The sequence below is a fragment of the Achromobacter mucicolens genome (genome assembly GCF_029866465.1).
GTDB classification, from domain to species: Bacteria; Pseudomonadota; Gammaproteobacteria; order Burkholderiales; family Burkholderiaceae_B; genus Achromobacter; species Achromobacter mucicolens.
Genome location: NZ_CP123364.1, coordinates 1,194,568 through 1,214,978, shown reverse-complemented (window position 1 = coordinate 1,214,978; position 20,411 = coordinate 1,194,568). Strand labels below are relative to the sequence as shown.

Genomic DNA, 20,411 nt, shown 5'->3' with positions numbered 1-20,411 from the left:
CTACTACAGCGAGACCAGCGTCTTGTCGACGGGTGCGAACGCGTGCGCGCCGGCCGCGTAGTCCCAGCGCTCGACGTGGCAGACCTGCTGGCCGTCCTCTTCGGTGCGGGTGATCACGCCCAGCGAATTGGGCACGGTGCCCCGGACGCGGTGCGAACAGGTCGTTCCGGCCTGGACGATCCAGCCGGCCGGCCCCGTCGACGCGGTCAGCGGCAGCACGTAGGGCAAGTGTATGTGACCTCCCAGCACCAGGTCGACGCCCGCCTGCGCCCACGCCGCGAGCGCGCGCTCGCGGCCGATCAGCAGGTTGGACAGGTCGGATTCGACCTTGGCGCGCACCGGATGGTGCGCCACGACGATCCGCAACTGCCCCGGCCGCGCCTGGCGCAGCCGCTGGGCGACCCGGGTGATCTGGGCATCGGAGATCTCGCCGTCCTTGTGGCGCCTTGGCCGCGTGGTGTTCACGCCGATTGCCAGCACGCCGTCGTTCTCGAACACGGGTTCGAGGATTGGTCCGAGCGCGCGCTTGTAGTTGCCGTACGGATTGAGCACCCGCAGAAACACGTTGAACAGCGGGATATCGTGATTGCCGGGCACCGCCAGCACGGGCAGCGCCAGGCGCTCGATGAAACGGCGTGCGGCGGCGAACTGGCTGCGGCGCGCGCGCTGGGTGATGTCGCCGCTGAGGACCACGAGATCGGGCGACAGTTGCCGTGCCAAATCCAGCACAGCTTCAATGACCGCCTTGCGCTCGGTGCCGAAATGGGTATCGGACAGATGCAGGATCCGCGTCATGAGCGGTCCAGGAACTCGGGATCCGCCGGCACCACGAGAGGTAGACGATCAGTCGCCACCTTGAATTCGAGCGGCGTGTCCATCCAGGAGATTTCGCCGTCCATCGCCACCTTGACCCGGCGGCGCCCTCGCACCCCCACCGTGAGCTTGTCGAAGGCGAAATTGATCACGTTCTCAGCGTCGCCCAGCCGGCTTAGCAGGCCGCGCACCAGCAGGCCATAGAGCGCCAGCGTGCCGACGGGCCGCGCCGCCATGGCGACCAGTTGGTTCCGATCGAGCCCGTCGTTTTCGATGCCGATATGTTCAAGCTGCAGTTTGTTGTTGCCCACTACCAGCGTGGGCGACGTCAAGCTGCGCGACTTGCCTTCGAATTCAAGTTGCAGGCCGAGCTGGCGCGGTTGGCGCCACAGCGTGACCAGGCCCGACCACAGCGCGACCCAGCGCCGGCGGCCGTAGCGCTGCTTGTAGGCTTCGCGGTCTTCCAGCAGTTGCGGATACAAACCAAGGCTGGCGTTCACGAGGAACAGGCGGCCGTTCAGCAGGCCGACCTGCACCGGCCGGATGGTGCCTTGCAGGAAGCCGCGCAGCGCAACGTCTGTCTCTTGCGAAATGCCGTAGGTGCGGCCGAAGTAGTTGAAGGTGCCTTGCGGCAGGATGCCGAAGGGCACGCCTTGTCCCAGCACCGCGCCCGCGACGGCATTGAGCGTGCCGTCGCCGCCCGCGGCAATGACGACGCCCTGCTCGTCCTGCGCGCGCTTGACCGCCTGGCGCGCCACGTCCGTCAGCCGCGACGGATCGTCGACCGGCATGAGTTCGTAGCGCCGCCCGGCCTCGTCGAGGATCTGCCGGATGGTGTCCTGCAGGACCTGCGCGTCGCCGCGCCCCGATCCTTTATTGAGGACGATGAATAAGGGTTCTGTTCCCGTGAGGGGTCGAGCCGCTGTTGCCGGGCTCTGCTCGGATGGCGTCATGCGACAAACATACCCTAAGCGGGCAAAGCGCCGCAAGACGCGGTGAAGCGCGGGCACGCACGCTTTGTAAGCAAGCGTGCGTGCGACCGGTCAACGCCCGATGGCGTAGGCCTGCATCAGGCGCGGCGTCGCGGCCGCATGCAGCAGTCCGTCGGGATCGCGCGATGCCGCGGTCAGCCGGCCGACCGACCATTCGGGCACTTCCTCGATCTGGTGCCCGCGCTGGCGCAGGGCCTCGATGACCTCGGCGCCAAAGCTGGCCTCCAGCGCGAGATGGCCCGGCTTGCGGTCACGGGGATAGAACGAGGTGGGAAAGTGCATGGTGTGCGACATGGGCAGGTCGATGGCTTCCTGCAGGTTCAGGCCGTGATGCACGCGACGCAGGAAGAACAGGAGCTGCCATTGCTCCTGCTGGTCGCCGCCCGGCGTGCCGAACGCCAGATAGGGCTTGCCGTCGCGCAGCGCCAGCGACGGGGTCAGCGTGGTGCGCGGGCGCTTGCCCGGCGCCAGCGTGCCGGGCAGGCCTTCTTCCAGCCAGAACATCTGGGCGCGGGTGTTCAGGCCGAAGCCCAGTTCAGGGATGACCGGCGAGGACTGGAACCAGCCGCCCGACGGCGTGGCCGAGATCATGTTGCCCCAGCGGTCGATCACGTCCACGTGCGTGGTGTCGCCGCGCTTGGCCGAGGCGCGCATGTCGGCAAGCGTCGGTTCGTTCGTGGCGCTGCCGGGCGCGGTGACCGGCGACAGCCGTTCCAGGGTGTCCATGACCCGCGCCACCTGCGCCTCGAAGCCGGGCACCTGGCCGGGCAGCAGGTCGCGCGACGCGCCCTCCCCGATCAGCTGGCGGCGTTCGGCGTTGTACGCGTCGGACAGCAGATGGGCCAGCGGCACGTCGATGAACGCGGGGTCGCCGTAATACGCTTCGCGGTCGGCGAAGGCGAGCTTCATGGCCTCGGTGACGCGATGGATGAACTCGGCGCTGGTGGGACCGACGCCTGCCAGGTCCATGTCCTTCAGGATGGCGAGGGTCTGCAGAAAGACCGGTCCCTGGCTCCAGGCGCCCGCCTTGGCGACCGTGTAGCCGTGATAGTCGTAAGTCAGCGGCTTGTCATAGCTGGCGGACCAGCCGGCCAGGTCGTGCGCGGTGATGACGCCGCGGTGGGTCGTGCCGCTTTCGTCCATGACGTCGGTGTTGCGGGCGAAGCGGTCGATCTCTTCAGCGATGAAGCCGCGGTAGAACGCGTCGCGCGCGGCCTCGATCTGGCGGTCGCGGTCGGCGCCAGCGCCTTCGGCGGCTTTGAGGACGCGGGTCCAGGTGCGGGCCAGCGCCGGATTGCGAAACAGCTTGCGGGACTGCGGCACCTGCCCGCCCGGCACGTAGACCTGGGCGGTCGTCGGCCAGTGCGTCTCGAAGAAGTCTTTCAGGCCAGCGATGGTGTTGGAGATGCGCGGCATCAGCGCATGGCCATGCTCGGCGTAATAGATGGCGGGTTCAAGCACGTCGCGCACCCGCATCGTGCCGTGGTCGCGCAGCAGCAGCATCCAGGCGTCGAACGCGCCCGGGATCACCGTCGCGAGCAGGCCGTTGCCGGGGATGAGCTTCAGCCCTTCGGCGCGGTAGCGTTCGAGCGTGGCGGCGGCGGGCGTGGTGCCCTGCCCGCACAGCACCTCGACCTTGCCGGTGCGGGCGGAATAGAACACGGCGGGCACTTCGCCGGCCGGGCCGACCAGATGGGGCTCGACCACCTGCAGCACGAACGCCGAGGCAACGCAGGCATCGAACGCATTGCCGCCGCGCTCCAGCAGCGACATGCCAGCCGCGCTGGCCAGCCAATGAGTGGACGTCACGACACCGAAGGTGCCGAGAATTTCCGGGCGAGTCGTAAACATGGTGGGTCCTGGTGTGGGAGGGGTGTCTGACGCCAAAGTGCGGCTATCGGCCGGTGTCAGACACCCGTGGGGCATCGAGATGTACAGCGGTCATTGCGTACGGGTGTCAGACACCTGGGAAGGAGAGACCCGCCGCCAGCAACTGACGCCATCCGGGACACCGCGGATCCGGCTCCGCCGGTCCGCTGGAGTCGCCCCCTTGAGGGGGGGCCCGCGTCAGCGGGCTGGGGGTGGGCCTTACCTTCCGGTCCGCTGGTGTCGCCCCCTTGAGGGGGCCCGCGTCAGCGGGTAGGGGGTGGGCCTACCTCTAGGGGTGGGCCTACTTCTTCTCTACCCCTTTCAACCGGATCAAGCCGTCCGGATACGGAACGAAGCCTTGCAGCTTGGCCTGCACGCCGAACGTCCACGGCAGGTAGAACAGGTAGATGATGGGACGCTGGTCCTGCATCGCGGCCAGCACCTGGTCGTACAGGGCGCGGCGCTTGGCGGTGTCGGCCTCGGCGCGGGCGTCGTTGAGCAGTTTGTCGACGGCGGCGTCGCAGAACTTGCCGTCGTTCAGGTTGCCCTTGCAGCTCAGGTATTGGTGGATGTTGCCGCTGGGATCGACCCGGCCCGACCAGCCGCTCTGGCCTACCTGGAAGTCGCCGCGCGCGAGCGAGGACTGCAGCGAGGCGAATTCGACAGGGCGCAGGGTGATGTCAAAGCCCGCTTCGGCCCCCATGGCCTGCACCAGTTCGAAGACCTGCTGCATGGTGGTGTTGTTGCCGAAGGTGATCTCGACCTTCACGCGGTCGTAGCCGGCTTCCTTGAGCAGGGCCTGCGCCTTCTTGGGATCGCGGCCCGGGCGGTCGAAGGACTTGTTGTAGGCAAAGCTGGCGGGCGGGAACGGCTGGTGGGCAGGCTGGAACATGCCTTCGCCGATCACCTGGTTCAGCACGTCGCGGTCGATGGCCAGATCCAGCGCCTGGCGCACGCGCTTGTCCTTGGCCAGCGGATGATCGGCGCGCGCGCCGTTGGCAAGGTTGACGGAGATGGACTGGAAACCCAGGCCGGTAACCGGGGCCAGACGCAGGCTGGGGTCGTCCTTGACGGCCTTGGCGTCGCTCGGCGCCACGCGCTCGATGATGTCCAGGTCGCCGGCGCGCAGGTTGTTCAGGCGCACGGTGTTGTCCGGAATCGGCGTGAAGACGAGGCGGTCGAAATGGTAGTTGGCCGCGTCCCAGTACTTGGGGAATTTCTCGAGCACGATGCGGTCGTTCTGCACGCGCTCCTTGAACTGGTAGGGGCCCGAGCACACGGGCTTGCCGCCGGGATCCTTGTCGAAACTGGCGGGCGAAATCATCATGCCGGCGCGGTCGGACAGCTGCGACAGCAGCGAGGCGTCCGGTTCCGACAGGTTCAGCACCACGGTCCGGTCGTCCGGGGCATCCACGCTGGCCACCGTGGCCAGTTCGCTCTTGCGGTTGCTGTCGGGCAGCGTGCGGGCGCGGTCGAGGTTGGCCTTGACCGCGGCGGCATTGATGGGAGTGCCGTCATGGAAGACGGCATCCGTGCGCAGCTTGAAGGTCAGCGTCTTGTTGTCGGGGCCGACGGACCACGATTGCGCAAGCTGGGGCACGAACTTCAGGTCGGGCGTGATGTCGACCAGCCGGTCGCACAACGAGGCGAACACGATGCGGCCGACAAAGGTGCGGGCGCGCGCCGGATCCAGCACGTCCGGGTCATCCTGCAGCCCGATACGCAAGGTGGACTGGGCTTGCGCCAATCCGGTGGCGAGCATTCCCGCCATGGCCATGGCGAGGCAAAGTTTACGCATGAAAGATCTCCGTCGATTCCGCGGGGGACCGTGCCTCGTGCGGGGGCGCACCGCCTGGCAGGGAGGAACAGACCCCGGGTCGTGCCGCATCGCCGGGCCCATCCCCCTCGTGCGCACGTTGTTGCTGGATTCTGCGCCAGGCGCGCGGCGATTGTATAGACCGGCGCGGGGCGCGCCGCCCACTATACGCCCGTGGCGGCCGCCTTGCGGACGAAAGCCTCAGGGCAGACGGCACGGCGCCGAGAAATCGGCCGAGGCGGCAACCGTGTCGCGCAGCAGGGCGACCAGCGGCCGGGCGTCGTCGCGCCGGTACTGGAACGCGTAAGGCAACGCGGCCAGCTCGGGATCGCCGTGCAGGACACGCAGGCTGCCTTCGGCCTGGAGCTTTTCGGCCCAATGCCTGGGCAGCAGCCCCACCCCGGTGCCTTCGATCAGCAATCCCACGATGGCGCCCCAGTTGTTGCAGCACAGGCGCTCGCCCGCGGCCTGGCGCCCGCCCAGCCAGTCGTCGATGATGCGCGTGGTGCCCGCGCCCTCGGGCAAGGTCACGAGCGGCAGCCGGGCCAAGAGGGCCATGGTCATGCCGGTTTCGCCGGGCTGCAGCACCGCGGGCGCGGCAACCCAGGAAAAGCGCGCCTCGCCGATGGGCAAGGACGCAATGCCGGCGCGGGACGACCGGCCGGCGATCACGGCGAAATCCAGTTCCCCGTCCGCGACGCGTTGCTCCAGCACCTGGCCGATGTCGACGTAGGGTTCCAGCACCAGCTCAGGGTAGGCGGCGCGCACGGCGCGTATCAGCTGCGGCAGCCAGGTCAGCGCCGTGAGTTCGCCCACGCCGAAACGGCAGCGGCCGCGCAGGCCGGGCGTCTCGGTCATGGAAGCGCGGATCTGGTCCGCGGCGGCGAGCAAGCCGCGCGCCTGCGGAACCAGGCGCTGGCCGGCGTCGGTCAACACGGCCTTGTGGCCGCTGCGGTCAAAGAGCGGCTGGCCCAGCGCTTCTTCCAGTTCCGTGATGCGCTTGGAAAGCGAGGACACCGACAGGTGAAGCCGCTCGGCCGCCACGGCGAAACTGGCGCAGGTGGCGGCCCAATAGAAGGCTTCGAGCTGCTTGAGCGTCATGGCTGCTTGCTGACGCGATAGGCGCAGCGCCGCGCGCCGGCCAGGATATGTTCTTCGCGGTCGACCTGCACGCCCTCGCCCAGCACCTTGCGAAACAGTTCCAGCTCGCTGCGGCAAAAGCCCATACAGGCCTTGGCGGCCGAACAGATGGGGCAATGGTTCTCGATGAAGACGAATCCGGCTTCGTCCTCGCGCAGTTCCGCCATGTAGCCCTCTGCGCTGCGCACGTCGACCAGCCGTTCGAGCCGCGCCTTCAGGTCCGGCGCGTCCTGCATGGCCTGCTGGTAGACGTTGAGCATGGCGTTCTCGCGCACCTGCACCAGCTTGTCGATGCCCTCGTCGCCAAACACCTGGCGCACCGCCGCGATCATCTGCACCGTCATCTCGGCGTGCGTGTCCGGAAAGCGCCCGTGGCCGGCGGCGGTCAGGAACCAGATCTGGGTGGGCCGGCCGCGGCCCGCGCTGCGGCTCTCGGCGTCGACCAGCCCGTCGGCGTGCAGCCGCGTCATCTGCTGGCGCACCGCCTCGGCCGTCACGTCCATGGCCCGCGCGATGACCGCGATGGATTGCGGCCCGCGGGTCTTCAGGGTCATGAGGACGCGGTCCGCAGGCTGGTGCGGCAGCGCGGCGGCCGGTTGGGACAGGCTGTCAGACATGAGGGGTATCGATGCTCCGGATGAAGGTTCCTATGGTGCCACGGCCAGCCGCGTCTGGCCGGCCTCGTCAGCCTGCCAGCCGCCGCCCAGCGCCTTATAGAGCGCCACGAGGCGCGTATAGGACTCGGCTTCCGCCACGGCCACGGCGTCCTGGGCGCGCAAAAGCGTACGCTGCGCATCCAGCACGGTCAAATAAGGCGTGCTGCCCTCGCGGTAGCGCAGCCGGGCCAGTTCGGCGGCCCGCCCGCTGTGGGCTGCGGCCTGCGCCAAGCTGCCCAGGCGCTGCTGCGTCTGCCCGTATTCGGCCAACGCCGACTCCACTTCCTCGACCGCGCGCAGGACCGCCTGCTCGTAGCGCGCCGCCTCGCCATCCAGGCGCGCCTCGGCCCCGCGCTTGCGGGCAAGAGCCGACGGCAGATGGAACGCGGGCCAGTTGGCGTTTGCCGCGACGCCGAACCCGCGGCTGGCGGCCGAGCCGAAGTCCGCGCCGCGCAGCGCGACGAATCCCAGGAAGCCGCCCAGATCGATGCGCGGGTACAGCTCGGCCGTGGCCACGCCCACGTCTGCGTTGGCGGCAGCCAGGTTGCGTTCGGCGGCCAGCACGTCCGGGCGCCGCGACAGCAACGCGCCCACGTCGCCGATGGGCAGGCGCGCGGTCAGCGGCGCAAGCGGCTGGGCGGCGTCCAGCGCACCCAGCTCCGCCGGACGCAGCGCCGCCAGCACCGCGATCCGGTAGCGCGCCAGCCGGCGCGCGGTCTCCTGGACCGGGACGCTGGCCCGCACGGTGTCGAGTTCGGCCCGCGCGCTGGCGAGGTCTCCTTCGTCGCCACGGCCGGCCGAGACCAGCGCCTGGGTCACGCGCAGGCTGTCCTCCTGGCTGGCCAGGTTGGCGCGCGCCACAACCAGCCGCTGCTCGGCGCCGCGCAGTTCGAAATAATTGCGCGCCACTTCGGCCGCGACCACGATGCGCGCCTGCGCCAGGTCGGCAGCCTGCGCCTCGCTACGGGCCGCGGCGCTCTCGGCCGCGCGGCGCAGTCTGCCAAAAAGGTCCAATTCCCAGGCCGCGTCAAAGCCCGCCCGGTAGCTTTCGGCCAGATTGCGCTGGCCTGCGACGCCGGGATTGGCCTGCGACAGGCTGCGCTCGTAGCCGCCGCCCAGCGTTACGGCCGGCAGCTTGTCCAGTTCCTTTTCGTCGAGCACCGCGCGCGATTCGGCAAGGCGGGCCTGGGCGATGCGGATGTCCAGGTTGCGGGCGAGCGCCATGTCGATCAGGCGGTCCAGTTGCGGGTCCTGCAGTTGCTTCCACCAGTCGCGCTGGACCTGATCGGTGGAAAACAGCGCCTGCTCGGGGCTGGTCAGCACCACGGGCGCCGGGCTGGGCCGGCGGTAGTCGGGTCCGACGGCGCAGCCCGCGGCGGCCAAAGCGGCCAGCAGCACGGCGGCGCCGCGGAAAAGGCGGGGAAAGAAATGCGGTTTATCCATGATCGATTCCTCAGTGCTGGACGGCGGCGCGCGCGTCCTCGGCGTCGGCCTGCGCCAGTTCGCGGGCGCGCGGCGTATCGTTGGCGGCGCGGTGGTCCCGGGCAAACACGGTGTAGACCGTGGGCAGCACGAACAGCGTGAAGAGCGTGCCGACCAGCAGCCCGACCACGATGACCAGTCCCAGGCTGTAGCGGCTGTGCGCGCCGGCGCCGGTGGCGAACAGCAGCGGAATCAGCCCCATGACCATCGCCGCCGTGGTCATCAGGATGGGACGCAGGCGGATGCGCGCGGCCGCTTCCATCGCCGCGCGACGGTCCAGCCCGTGGCTGACCTGCATCTCGTTGGCGAACTCCACCATGAGGATCCCGTGCTTGCTGATCAGGCCGATCAGCGTCACCAGGCCGATCTGCGTATAGATGTTGACCGTGGCCATGCCCAGCGCCAGCGGGATCAGGGCGCCGCAGATCGACATGGGCACGCTTACCAGGATGATGAAGGGATCGCGCAGGCTTTCGTACTGGGCGGCCAGCACCAGGTAGATGACGATGATGGCGAAGATGAAGGTGATCATCAGCGCCGAGCCTTCCTGCGTGAACTGCCGCGCGTCGGACTGCCAGTCGTAGCTGAAGCCCGCCGGCAGCGATTGCGCCTCGCGCGTGAGGAACTGCACCGCATCGCCCATCGTGACGCCCGGCATGGGAATCGCCTGGAACGTGGCGGCGTTCAGCTGGTTGAACTGCGTGAGCTTGTTGGGCTCCACGCCCATCGACACCGATACCAGGTTGGACAGCGGCACCTGCGCCCCCGAGGCGCTCTTGACGTGGTACTGCGCCAGCGCCTGCGGCGAGATGCGCTGTTCGCGCAGGCTTTGCGGAATGACGTCATAGGAACGCCCGTCCATGCCGAAGCGATTCACGTAGTTCTCGCCCACCAGCACCGCCAGCGTGTCGCCGATGGCCTTCATGGTGACGCCCAGGCTGTTGGCCTTGCTGCGATCCACCTTCAGCTGCACGACGGGGTTGTTGTAGTCCAGGTCGCTGTCCACCACCATGAACAGGCCGCTTTCCCTCGCCGCCTGCTTCAGGCTTTCCATGGCGTCAAAAACCACGGCATAGTCCGACGCGCTCATCAGCACCATCTGCACCGGCAGCCCGCCCGTGGAGCCGGGCAGCGACGGCAGCTGGAACGCAAAGATGTTGCTGCCTTCGACCTGGTTCGCCATCGACTGCATGTCGGCCTGGATCTCGTCGGCCGAGCGCGTGCGGTCCTGCCAGTCCACGAAGTCCACGCCCCCGATGCTGTTGGAGACGCCGTCGGACCCGTTGATCAGCCAGCGCCCCTTTTGCTCGGGCAGCGTCTTCATGACGTCGTCCCACTTCTTGCCGAACTTTTCCACGTAATCGATGTTGGCCTGCTGCGGCGACTTGATGGCGGTGAGCACCGTGGACTGGTCCTCGACGGGGGCCAGCTCCTGCTGCGCGGCGTTGTACAGGAAAGGCAGGCTGGCCAACACGGCCACCGCCAGCACGCCGGTGACCCAGCGGTGATGCAGCGACACGTCGAGCACGCGGCCGTAGGCCTCGCCCAGGCGGCCGAAGAAGTGCTCGGCCTTGCGCGCCATCCAGCCATCGGCGACCCGGCCATTCAAGAGAAACGAGCTCATCACCGGCGACAGCGTCAGCGCGATCACGCCGGACACCACCACCGCCCCGGCCAGCGTGAAGGCGAATTCCTTGAAGAGCGAGCCGGTCAGGCCGCCCATCAGCCCGATCGGCGCATAGACGGCCGCGAGCGTGATGGTCATGGCGATCACCGGACCGGCGACCTCCCGCGCGCCGATCAGCGCCGCCCGCACGGGCGACTTGCCCTCCTCGATGTGGCGGTGCACGTTCTCGACCACGACGATGGCGTCGTCCACCACCAGGCCGATGGCCAGCACCATCGCCAGCAAGGTCAGCAGGTTCACGCTGAAGCCAAAGAGGGCCATGATGGCCGCGCCGCCCAGCATGGACAGCGGAATGGTGACCACGGGAATCAGCACCGCCCGCAGCGAGCCCAGGCACAGGAAGATCACCGCCACCACGATGACGATGGCTTCGAGCAGCGTCTGCGTCACGCCGTCGATCGAAGCGCTGATGAAGCGGGCCAGTTCGAACGGCACCTGCACGCTGGTGCCGGGCGGCAGGTTCTGCTTGATGTTGGGCAGCAGCTCGTTCAGGCGCTTGACGATGACCAGCGGATTGCCGACCGGCGTGGCGTTCAGGCCGAAGTACACGGCCGGCTCGCCGTCCATCAGGCCGCTCGAATCGGTGGACGCCGCGCCCAGTTCCACGGTCGCCACGTCGCCCAGCCGAACGACGGCGCCGCCTTCGTGCTTGACCACCAGGTCCCGGAACTCGGCCACGTTGACGAGGTCGGTGTTGACCTGGATGTTGGACACCACGTACAGCCCCTTGGCCTGGCCGGGCGCCGCCTGCACGTTGTTCTGGCGCAGCGCGTCGGCCAGCTCGCCGGCGGAGATGCCGCGAGCCGCCATGCGGTCCGGGTCCAGCCATACCCGCATCGCCAGCTTCTGCCCGCCGTACAGCTCGACGCTTGCCACGCCATCGATGGACGAGAGCTGCGGCTGCACCACCCGCGACAGGTAATCCGTCAGCGCGGCCAGCGACAGGTTCGTGCTGGAAAAGCCCACATAGGCGACGGCCGTCGCCTCGCCCGCGGACTTGACCAGGACCGGGTCGTAGACGTCCTGCGGCAGGCGGTACTTGACCTCGTTGACCTTGGCCATCACCTCGGTCATGGCCTTGTTGGAATCGGCGTTCAGCTTCATCCGCACGGTGATCACGCTGCGGCCCTGGGTCGACGACGACGACAGGTAGTCGATGCCCTCGACGGTGGCCACGGACTGCGCGATGGGCTGCGTGACGAAACCCTGCATCAGATCGGGCGAGGCGCCCGGATATTGCGTCGTGATGGTGATGGTGGTGCTTTCGGTCAGCGGGTATTGCCTGACCGGCAACCCGCTCAAGGCCTTGATGCCCAGCAGCAGGATGAGGGTGCTGACCACCAGCGCCAGCACGGGGCGGCGCACGAACAGATCGGTGAACTTCATGTTGGCCTCCGCACCTTACCGGGCCTGCGCCACGGCGTGTCCCGGCGCGGCCAGCGCCACGGTGTCGTCCGGCAGGATCTCGACGGCGGCGCCGTTATGCAGGCGCAACTGGCCCGACGTCACGACCCGGTCGCCCGCCTTCAGCCCCTCGGTCACCACCACCCGGCCGCGCAGGCGCTCGCCGGTTTTCACATAGGCCTGCCTGACAGTCGGCGCCGCCGCAGCAGCTTCTGGCGGCGTCACGACGTAGACCGAATCGCCATAGGCGCTGTAGCTGACGGCCGTCTCCGGCACGGTGATGACATCCGGGCGGTCGGGCAGTCCGATCCGCCCCTGCGCGTACATCCCCGCCGACAACGCGCCGTCAGGATTGGCCAACAGGGCCTGCACGCGGACCGTGCGGGTGCCCGGGTCGACCTGCGGCTCCACGGTGGTGACCTTGCCCGGGAACTCGCGGCCCGCGTGCGCGTCCACCGTCACCGCCACCGGCTGGCCCACCCGCAGCGCACCCAGCGCCTGCTCGGGCAGCGTCAGGTTGGCGTACAACGAGGACGCATCCGTCAGCGACACCAGCGGATCGCCCGCGCGGGCAAATTGGCCCAGGTTCACGCGGCGCACGCCAAGCACCCCGTCGAACGGCGCCTTGATGCGCTTCTGGTCGATCAGCGCCTGCACGCGCCGCACGTCGGCGGCCGCCTGTTCATGGTCGGCCACGGCCTGGTCGAGCTGTTCACGCGTGGCGGCCTGCAGCGGCACCAGCCGGCGCGTGCGATCCAGCAGGGCCCGCGCATTACGCGCCTGGGCTTGCAGCCGTGCCAGTTCGCCCTGCTCGGGCGCGTCGTTCAACTGCACCAGCAACTGCCCCGCCTTGACCGCCTCGCCCGGCGTGAAGAGGATCTGCGCCACACGTCCGTCGACTTCCGCCGCCACCATCACCTGGCGCGTGGCTTCCAGCGACCCGATGCCGGCAAGCATCACCGGAAAATCCGCCTGCACGGCGGGCGCCACCGCGACCTTGGCCGGCGGCATCGACCACCCGCCGCCAGGCGCGGCCGCCTTCGATTTCCAGTACATCGCCCCGCCGGCCAACGCCGCCGCCACTGCCAGGGCGACGACCGCCCCTGCCCTGCTTCTCGCCTTCATGATTCGCTCGCTTTTTTATTTAAACAAGAATTTGCTTGGATAATCCACGAATCGCGGGATTTCGTCAAAGCAGCGAAAGCAATGAAGGGGATAGCGCCGGCCTATGGGCCAAAAAAAAGCCGCGCGGACAGCGTGGCTTGGGAATATGAGCAGGCGCCCGCCGGCGCGCCGACTAACCGCGAACCATGTGCAGGTAGTGGCGGTGCCGCTCGTATTGGTCGAGGATGTCGCCAATGACGGCGTCGCGGCTCCAACCCATGATGTCGTAGTCCTGCCCGCCCTCGCGCAGATGGACTTCGGCGCGGAAGTACTTGCGCTCGTCTTCGTCGGCGGCCTCGTCGGGCGTCAGGCTGGGGCGCACGAAGGCCTGGGGCTGCACGGCGTAGGAAAAGTCCAGGTGTTCGCCATGCGAGACCTCGAGGATTGCGCCGCCCTCGTTTTCGTCTTCGCGCACCTGCACGGCGTAGCCTTGCTTGCGCAATTCGTCGGCCACGTCTTCCAGCGCGGGCCGCACCACATCCGCGATGAAGCGCAGCACATGGGCGCGGCGCGGCATCATGACCATGTTGCGCAGACGCCGCTCCCAGGATTGGCCGCCGCGCGCCGGCCGCGACAGCGTCAGGGATTGATAGCGGATGCCGCGTTTGGTGGCGTCCAGCTTGAGCGCCTTGAACAAACCCCAGAGCGACAGCAGCAGGATGATCGAGAACGGCAGCGCGCTGGCGATGGTGGCCGTCTGCAACGCGGTCAGGCCATCGGCCAGCAGCAGCGCGATGGCCACCGCGCCCATGGACAGCGACCAGAAGATCCGCTGCCATACCGGCGTGCGGTCCGCGCCGCCCGAGGCCAGCAGATCCACCACCAGCGCCCCCGAGTCGGCGGAGGTGACGAAGAACACGGCCACCATCGCAATGGCGAACACAGAGATCACGCTGCTCCAGGGCAATAACTCAAGGAATGCGAACAGGGCCAGCGAACTGTCCGCATCCACGGCCTTCGCCAACCCCTGGTCGCCGCCGACCAGGATGTAGTAGATGGCCGTGTCGCCGAACACCGTCATCCAGAACAGCGTGAACCCGGCGGGCACCAGCAGCACGCCGCAGACGAATTCACGAATGGTGCGGCCCCGCGAAATGCGGGCAATGAACAAGCCCACGAACGGCGACCAGGCGATCCACCACCCCCAGTAGAACAACGTCCAGCCGCCCAGCCAGTCGGTCGGCTCGTAGGCGTACAGGTTGAAGGTCTTGTTGACGATGTCGGACAGATAGGCGCCGGTGTTCTGCACGAACGTCTGGAAAAGGAACACGGTGGGGCCAACAGTCAGCACGAACAACAGCAGGACCACCGCCAGCACCATGTTGGCTTCCGACAGGAAGCGGATGCCCTTGTCCAGCCCGCTGGCCACCGACAGCGTGGCCAGTCCGCAGGTGATGACGATCAGCACGATCTGGGGCACGACGCCAACCGGAATGCCGAACAGATGGTTCAAGCCGCTGTTCATCTGCGCCACGCCCAGGCCCAGCGATGTGGCCACCCCCAGCACGGTGCCGATGATGGCGAAGATGTCGACCGCATGGCCGATCGGGCCATGGATGCGATTGCCGATCAGCGGATACAGCGCCGAGCGCAGGGTCAGCGGCAGGCCGTGGCGGAAGCTGAAGAACGCCAGCGTGAGCGCCACCGCCGCGTAGATCGCCCAGGCGTGCAGTCCCCAATGAAAGAAGGTGATCTTCATGGACTCGCGCGCGGCTTCGACGGTGCCGCCCTCGCCCACAGGCGGCGACACGAAGTGCATGACGGGTTCGGCCACGCCGAAGAACATCAGCCCGATGCCCATGCCGGCGGAAAACAGCATGGCGAACCAGGTGAAATTGCGGTAATCGGGCTCGCTATGATCCGGGCCGAGCTTGATGTCGCCATACCGGCTGATCGCCAGGAACGCGACCGAGATCAGGATGATGGCGACGACCAGGATGTAGAACCAGCTTGCATTGCCGATGATCCAGGCCTGCATCGATTCGAAGAGGGTCTGCGCGGCCTTGGGCGCAATGATGGCGAAGGCCACCAGCAGCAACGTAAAGACGGCCGCGGAATAGAAGACGGGCCGATGGATGGTCGTGCTTGGTCGGGGTTCCGAAGTCATGGATGCACTCCTTGTGCCCGAGGGTGATGGAACGTGGCGTTGGCCCCCTCAGCACGACCGGTGCGCCGCCGGTATTACTATCACGGGCGCACCCAAGCTGACAATCACCTGAGTTTGAAATCGGACCGTTCAGCGACGGTCCCGCGGCCTCAGTTCGGCTTCGCGTCGCCGAACACCACGCGGCGAAAGAACCCGGCCAGCACGGCCTCGGTCATCTCGGCCGTGACGGCCTGGGGGTCGAAGGCAACGCTGAACTGCATGCCGTCGGACAGGGCCAGGAGGCCCACCGCAAGCTGCTCGGCCGGCAGCGGCAGCGGCGTGCCGACCTGGGCCGAGAACTGGCGGATGTATTCGGTGGTGGCCGCGCGCAATTCGCGCAGACAGGCGACAAAGCCCACGCGGAAGTCCGGATCGCGCGCCGCCTGCAGCTTGCCTTCCATCCACAGCAGGAAGCAGTCGTTTTCGCGAAAGTGCTTGCTGTAGTAGTCGAGCACGCGCGCTTCCATCTGCGACCGGCTCTCGCCGCCTTCGAAAATGGCGCGCATGTCGGCCATGACGTTTTCGTGGTCGCGCTTGAGCAGTTGCAGGAACAGCTCGGACTTGCTGCTGAAATTGGAATAGAACGCGCCGCGCGTGTAGCCCGCCTGCTCGGCAATGTCTTCGACGCTGGCGGCCACGAAACCCTTCGCCAGAAAAATCGCCTGCGCGGCGTCAAGCAGGCGCTGGCGCGTCTGATCTCGGCTTTGCTCTCGGGTCAGGCGGACTTTGGACATGGCGCGAGTTTAGCACCGGCGCGCATTTCAGATTCAATTTTGTATTCAGATACAAGACTGTATTAGAATTCAGTCCGTATCGAGTCTGACTCGTCCCTTTCCTGTCCCATTTCCGCGCAGCGAGGTGTTTCGTGAATTGTTTTGGCCCGGGCGCGCATCCCATCGCGCGCCATGCCGTTGCTGCTGCAGCACGGATCGTTCCCGCCGTTTCGCCCCGCCGCGGCACGCGCCTGTTGGCCCTGTCCGCTGTCATCGCAATGGCCGCCGCCATGGCCGGCTGCGGCCGTGACGAAGCGCCCGCCCCCGCGCCGCGCCCCGTCGTCGCCATGCCCGCGCAGGCGGACGAAGCCCTGCCGGCCTGGACGCTTCCCGGTGAGGTGCAGGCGCGCTACAGCACGCCGCTGTCGTTCCGCGTGGGCGGCAAGATCGTGGAACGCAAGGTACGGCTGGGCGACACCGTGTCCCCCGGCCAGGTCCTGGCCAAGCTGGACCCGGCCGACGCCACCAAGAACGCCGCCGCCGCGCGCGCGGCGCTGTCGGCGGCCCAACACCAGCTGGACTACGCCCGCAAGCAACTGGATCGCGATCGCGCCCAGGCGCGCGAGAACCTGATCGCCGCCACCCAGCTCGAGCAGACCCGAAATGCCTATGCCTCGGCCCTTGCGCAGCGGGACCAGGCCGCGCAGGAGGCGGCGCTGGCGGCCGACCAACTCAACTACACGACGCTGCACGCCGATCACGCGGGCGTCATCACCGCCGAACAGGCCGACACGGGACAGAACGTCGCCGCCGGCACCCCCGTCTATCAGTTGGCCTGGGCGGGCGACATCGACGCGCTGTGCGACGTGCCCGAAAGCGTGCTGGCGGGCCTGGAAATCGGCCAGCGCGCCACCGTCACGCTGGGGCCCTTGCCCGGCCAGACGTTCACGGCCGTGCTGCGCGAGATCGCGCCGGCCGCCGATCCGCAAAGCCGCACCTACCGCGCCAAGCTCACATTGGAATCGCCCTCGCCCGAGGTCCGGCTGGGCATGACGGCCAACATCAGTTTCGATAACCGCCAGGCCAACGGACGGACCACCTATACCGTGCCGGCCACGGCCCTGTTCCATGACGGCCGCGAGCCGGCGGTGTGGATCGTCAAGCCCGAGGCCGACACGCTGGAACTTCGCCGCGTGCAGGTGCTGCGCTACGACGCGCGCACCGTCACGCTGTCTCAAGGGTTGGCGGCGGGCGAGCGCGTGGTGTGGCAAGGCGTGCACACCGTGTCGGCCGGCGAAAAGGTGCGCCCGGTGCCGCCGCTGCATCCCGAGGATTTCGCGTCATGAGCGCCCCCGGCCAGGACCCCGGCCAGCAGGCTGACCAAGACGCCCATCGCCACGAGGAAGGCCGGTTCAACCTGTCGGCCTGGGCGCTGCGGCATCAGCCGCTGGTGATCTTCATCATCACGCTCGTCACGCTGTTCGGCGTGCTGTCGTATTCGCGGCTGGCGCAGTCCGAAGACCCACCCTTCACCTTCCGCGTCATGGTCATCCAGACCCTGTGGCCGGGCGCCACGGCGCAGCAGGTCCAGGAGCAGGTCACCGACCGCATCGCCAAGAAGCTCCAGGAGACCGCCAACACCGACTTCCTGCGCAGCTACTCGCGGCCCGGCGAATCCCTGATCTTCTACACAATGAAGGATTCGGCGCCGGCCAGCACCGTGGCCGACCAGTGGTATCAGGTGCGCAAGAAGGTGGGCGACATGCGGGCCACGCTGCCGCAAGGCGTGCAGGGTCCGTTCTTCAATGACGAGTTCGGCGACGTCTACACCAACATCTACACGCTGCAAGGCGACGGCTTCTCGCCCGCGCAGCTGCGCGACTATGCCGACAAGCTGCGCACCGTGCTTTTGCGCGTGCCGGGCGTGGCCAAGGTGGACTACTTCGGGGATCAGCCCGAACACATCTACCTCGAGATCCCGAACACGCAGCTCACCCGGCTGGGCGTGTCGCCGCAGGAGATCGCCGAGGCAATCAACAGCCAGAACGCCGTGCAGGGCGCGGGCACGCTGACCACGGCGGACGACCGCATCTTCGTGCGGCCCACCGGCCAGTTCCCGAACAGCCGCGCCCTGGCGGACACCCTGATCCGCGTGAACGGCAAGTCCGTCCGGCTGGGCGACATCGCCACCCTGCACCGCGGCTATGACGATCCCCCGGCGCAGCAGGTGCGGTTCCAGGGCGAAACCGTGCTGGGCATCGGAATCACCATGCAGCCGGGCCACGACGTGGTGCGCCTGGGCAAATCGCTGGACGCCAAATTCAAGGAACTGCAGGCGGAACTGCCCGCGGGGCTCGCGCTGACGGAAGTGTCCAGCATGCCGACGGCGGTGTCGGAGTCCGTCGACGAATTCCTGCGTTCCGTGGCCGAAGCCGTGGCGATCGTGCTGGCGGTAAGCCTGGTGTCCCTGGGGTTGCGCACGGGCATGGTGGTGGTGATCTCCATCCCTGTGGTGCTGGCCATCACGGCGCTGTTCATGGAGATGTTCGGCATCGGCCTGCACAAGGTGTCGCTGGGCACGCTGGTGCTGGCGCTGGGCCTTTTGGTGGACGACGCCATCATCGCGGTCGAGATGATGGCGGTGAAGCTTGAACAGGGCTGGAACCGGACACGCGCCGCCGCGTTCGCCTACACCAGCACCGCTTTTCCCATGCTGACCGGCACCCTGGTCACCGTGGCGGGATTTCTGCCCATCGCGCTGGCCAAGTCCAGCACCGGCGAATACACGCGCTCGATCTTCCAGGTGTCGGCCATTGCGCTCATCACCTCGTGGTTCGCGGCCGTGGTGCTGATTCCGCTGCTGGGCTACCGCCTCCTGCCCGAGCGCAAGCGCGAAGCGCATCTGCCGCACGACCACGAGCACGACATCTACAACACCCGCTTCTACCAGCGCCTGCGCGGCTGGGTGGCGTGGTGCGTGGACCGGCGCTACCTGGTGCTGGCCGGCACGGTGCTGGTGTTTGCCGTGGCGATGGCGGGTTTCAGGTTCGTGCCGCAGCAGTTCTTTCCCAGCTCCGACCGCAGCGAACTGCTGGTGGACGTGCGTCTGCAGGAAGGCGCGTCCTTTGCCGCGACGCTGCGCCAGGTCGAGCGTCTGGAAAAAGCGCTGGAGGGCCGGCCCGAGATCGCGCATTCGGTCAGCTTCGTGGGCACCGGCGCGCCGCGCTTCTACCTGCCGCTGGACCAGCAGCTTGCCACGCCCAACTTCGCCCAGCTCGTCATCACCACGCATTCGGTGGAAGACCGCGAAAAGCTCGCGCAGTGGATGGCGCCGATGCTGCGCAGCGACTTCCCCGCCATCCGCAGCCGCCTGTCGCGCCTTGAGAACGGGCCGCCGGTCGGCTACCAGGTGCAGTTCCGCGTCAGTGGCGACAAGATCCCCGAGGTGCGGGCGGTGGCCGAAAAGGTGGCGGCCGAGGTGCGGGCCGACAAGCGCTCGGCCAACGTGCAGTTCGACTGGGACGAGCCTTCGGAAAGATCGGTGCGCTTCGAGGTCAACCAGCAGAAGGCCCGTGAACTGGGCATCACTTCCAGCGACATCTCCAGCTTCCTGGCGATGACGCTCTCGGGCTACACCGTGACGCAGTACCGCGAGCGCGACAAGCTCATCAACGTCACCCTGCGCGCCCCGCGCGAAGAACGGGTCGACCCGGCCCGCCTTGCCACGCTGTCCATGCCCACGGCAAACGGCCCCGTGCCGCTGGGCACTATCGGCCAGGTCCGCTACGACCTCGAGTACGGCGTCATCTGGGAGCGCGACCGCCAGCCCACGATCACTGTCCAGGCCGACGTGACGGGCGATGCGCAAGGCATTGACGTCACGCACGCCATCGACAGGAAGCTGGACGCCCTGCGTGCCGAGCTGCCCGTGGGCTTTCGCATCGAAGTCGGCGGGCCCGTGGAGGAAAGCGCGAAGGGCCAGACGTCCATCAACGCGCAGATGCCCCTGATGGCGGTGGCCGTGCTGACGCTGCTGATGGTGCAGTTGCAAAGCTTTTCCCGGGTGCTGATGGTGGTGCTGACCGCGCCGCTGGGACTGATCGGCGTCGTGGCCGCCCTGCTGCTGTTTGGCAAGCCTTTCGGCTTTGTCGCGATGCTGGGCGTGATCGCCATGTTCGGCATCATCATGCGCAACTCGGTCATCCTGGTGGACCAGATCGAGCAGGACATCCGCGCGGGCCACAAGCGCGTGGACGCCATTGTCGGCGCCACGGTGCGGCGTTTCCGGCCGATTACGCTGACCGCTGCCGCCGCCGTGCTGGCGCTGATCCCGCTGCTGCGCAGCAACTTCTTCGGCCCGATGGCGACAGCCCTGATGGGCGGCATCACCATCGCCACGGTGCTGACGCTGTTCTTCCTGCCCGCCCTGTATGCGGCGTGGTTCCGCGTGAAGCACGACGAACGCGACGAGCCGGAAGGCGTGCCGCCCGGCGCCAACGCGGGCGACACGGTGGAACGAGGAGCCTGAC

At 67.8% G+C, this 20,411-nt stretch carries 13 protein-coding genes; 2 read left to right on the top strand and 11 right to left on the bottom strand.

Features of this window, described 5'->3' with window-relative positions:
• Window positions 1–3: 3 nt before the first annotated feature.
• The 11 genes from QEP15_RS05490 to QEP15_RS05440 all read right to left on the bottom strand — a co-directional run bounded on the left by QEP15_RS05490 (window position 4) and on the right by QEP15_RS05440 (window position 15,903).
• A complete protein-coding gene (locus QEP15_RS05490) occupies window positions 4–795 on the bottom strand; it encodes a metallophosphoesterase family protein (RefSeq protein WP_152383663.1) in 792 nt (263 codons plus the stop codon).
• Window positions 792–1,766 carry a diacylglycerol/lipid kinase family protein gene (locus QEP15_RS05485; protein ID WP_152383662.1) on the bottom strand — a complete coding sequence of 325 codons (975 nt, stop codon included), beginning with the start codon at window positions 1,764–1,766 and terminating at the stop codon, window positions 792–794. The genes QEP15_RS05490 and QEP15_RS05485 overlap by 4 nt, the downstream gene beginning before the upstream one ends.
• A gap of 90 nt (window positions 1,767–1,856) precedes the next feature.
• Window positions 1,857–3,656, bottom strand: a complete 1,800-nt coding sequence (locus QEP15_RS05480; protein WP_152383661.1) for a gamma-glutamyltransferase family protein — start codon at window positions 3,654–3,656, stop codon at window positions 1,857–1,859.
• A 319-nt stretch (window positions 3,657–3,975) separates the two neighbouring features.
• A complete protein-coding gene (locus QEP15_RS05475; RefSeq protein WP_152383660.1) occupies window positions 3,976–5,472 on the bottom strand; it encodes an ABC transporter substrate-binding protein in 1,497 nt (498 codons plus the stop codon).
• A 219-nt stretch (window positions 5,473–5,691) separates the two neighbouring features.
• A complete protein-coding gene (locus QEP15_RS05470; RefSeq protein WP_056321685.1) occupies window positions 5,692–6,591 on the bottom strand; it encodes a LysR family transcriptional regulator in 900 nt (299 codons plus the stop codon).
• Entirely contained in the window at window positions 6,588–7,247 is a 660-nt protein-coding gene (locus tag QEP15_RS05465; protein ID WP_152383659.1) for a helix-turn-helix transcriptional regulator, read from the bottom strand. The genes QEP15_RS05470 and QEP15_RS05465 overlap by 4 nt, the downstream gene beginning before the upstream one ends.
• A gap of 30 nt (window positions 7,248–7,277) precedes the next feature.
• Window positions 7,278–8,729 carry an efflux transporter outer membrane subunit gene (locus QEP15_RS05460; RefSeq protein WP_152383658.1) on the bottom strand — a complete coding sequence of 484 codons (1,452 nt, stop codon included), beginning with the start codon at window positions 8,727–8,729 and terminating at the stop codon, window positions 7,278–7,280.
• Window positions 8,730–8,739: 10 nt separating this feature from the next.
• A complete protein-coding gene (locus QEP15_RS05455; protein WP_152383657.1) occupies window positions 8,740–11,841 on the bottom strand; it encodes a MexW/MexI family multidrug efflux RND transporter permease subunit in 3,102 nt (1,033 codons plus the stop codon).
• 15 nt (window positions 11,842–11,856) lie between these two features.
• A complete protein-coding gene (locus tag QEP15_RS05450) occupies window positions 11,857–12,984 on the bottom strand; it encodes an efflux RND transporter periplasmic adaptor subunit (RefSeq protein ID WP_152383656.1) in 1,128 nt (375 codons plus the stop codon).
• A gap of 172 nt (window positions 12,985–13,156) precedes the next feature.
• Window positions 13,157–15,130, bottom strand: coding sequence for a BCCT family transporter (locus tag QEP15_RS05445; RefSeq protein WP_056321672.1), 1,974 nt, complete (start codon window positions 15,128–15,130; stop codon window positions 13,157–13,159).
• A gap of 149 nt (window positions 15,131–15,279) precedes the next feature.
• The gene (locus QEP15_RS05440; RefSeq protein WP_280148546.1) at window positions 15,280–15,903 is read right to left on the bottom strand and encodes a TetR/AcrR family transcriptional regulator; all 624 of its coding nucleotides are present in this window, start codon (window positions 15,901–15,903) and stop codon (window positions 15,280–15,282) included.
• A 131-nt stretch (window positions 15,904–16,034) separates the two neighbouring features.
• Here QEP15_RS05440 and QEP15_RS05435 point away from each other — a divergent pair, with 131 nt between their 5' ends.
• Window positions 16,035–17,228 carry an efflux RND transporter periplasmic adaptor subunit gene (locus QEP15_RS05435; protein ID WP_425285977.1) on the top strand — a complete coding sequence of 398 codons (1,194 nt, stop codon included), beginning with the start codon at window positions 16,035–16,037 and terminating at the stop codon, window positions 17,226–17,228.
• On the top strand, window positions 17,225–20,410 hold the full coding sequence (locus QEP15_RS05430; protein ID WP_280148545.1) for an efflux RND transporter permease subunit: 3,186 nt from the start codon (window positions 17,225–17,227) through the stop codon (window positions 20,408–20,410). The genes QEP15_RS05435 and QEP15_RS05430 overlap by 4 nt, the downstream gene beginning before the upstream one ends.
• Window position 20,411 lies beyond the last annotated feature (1 nt).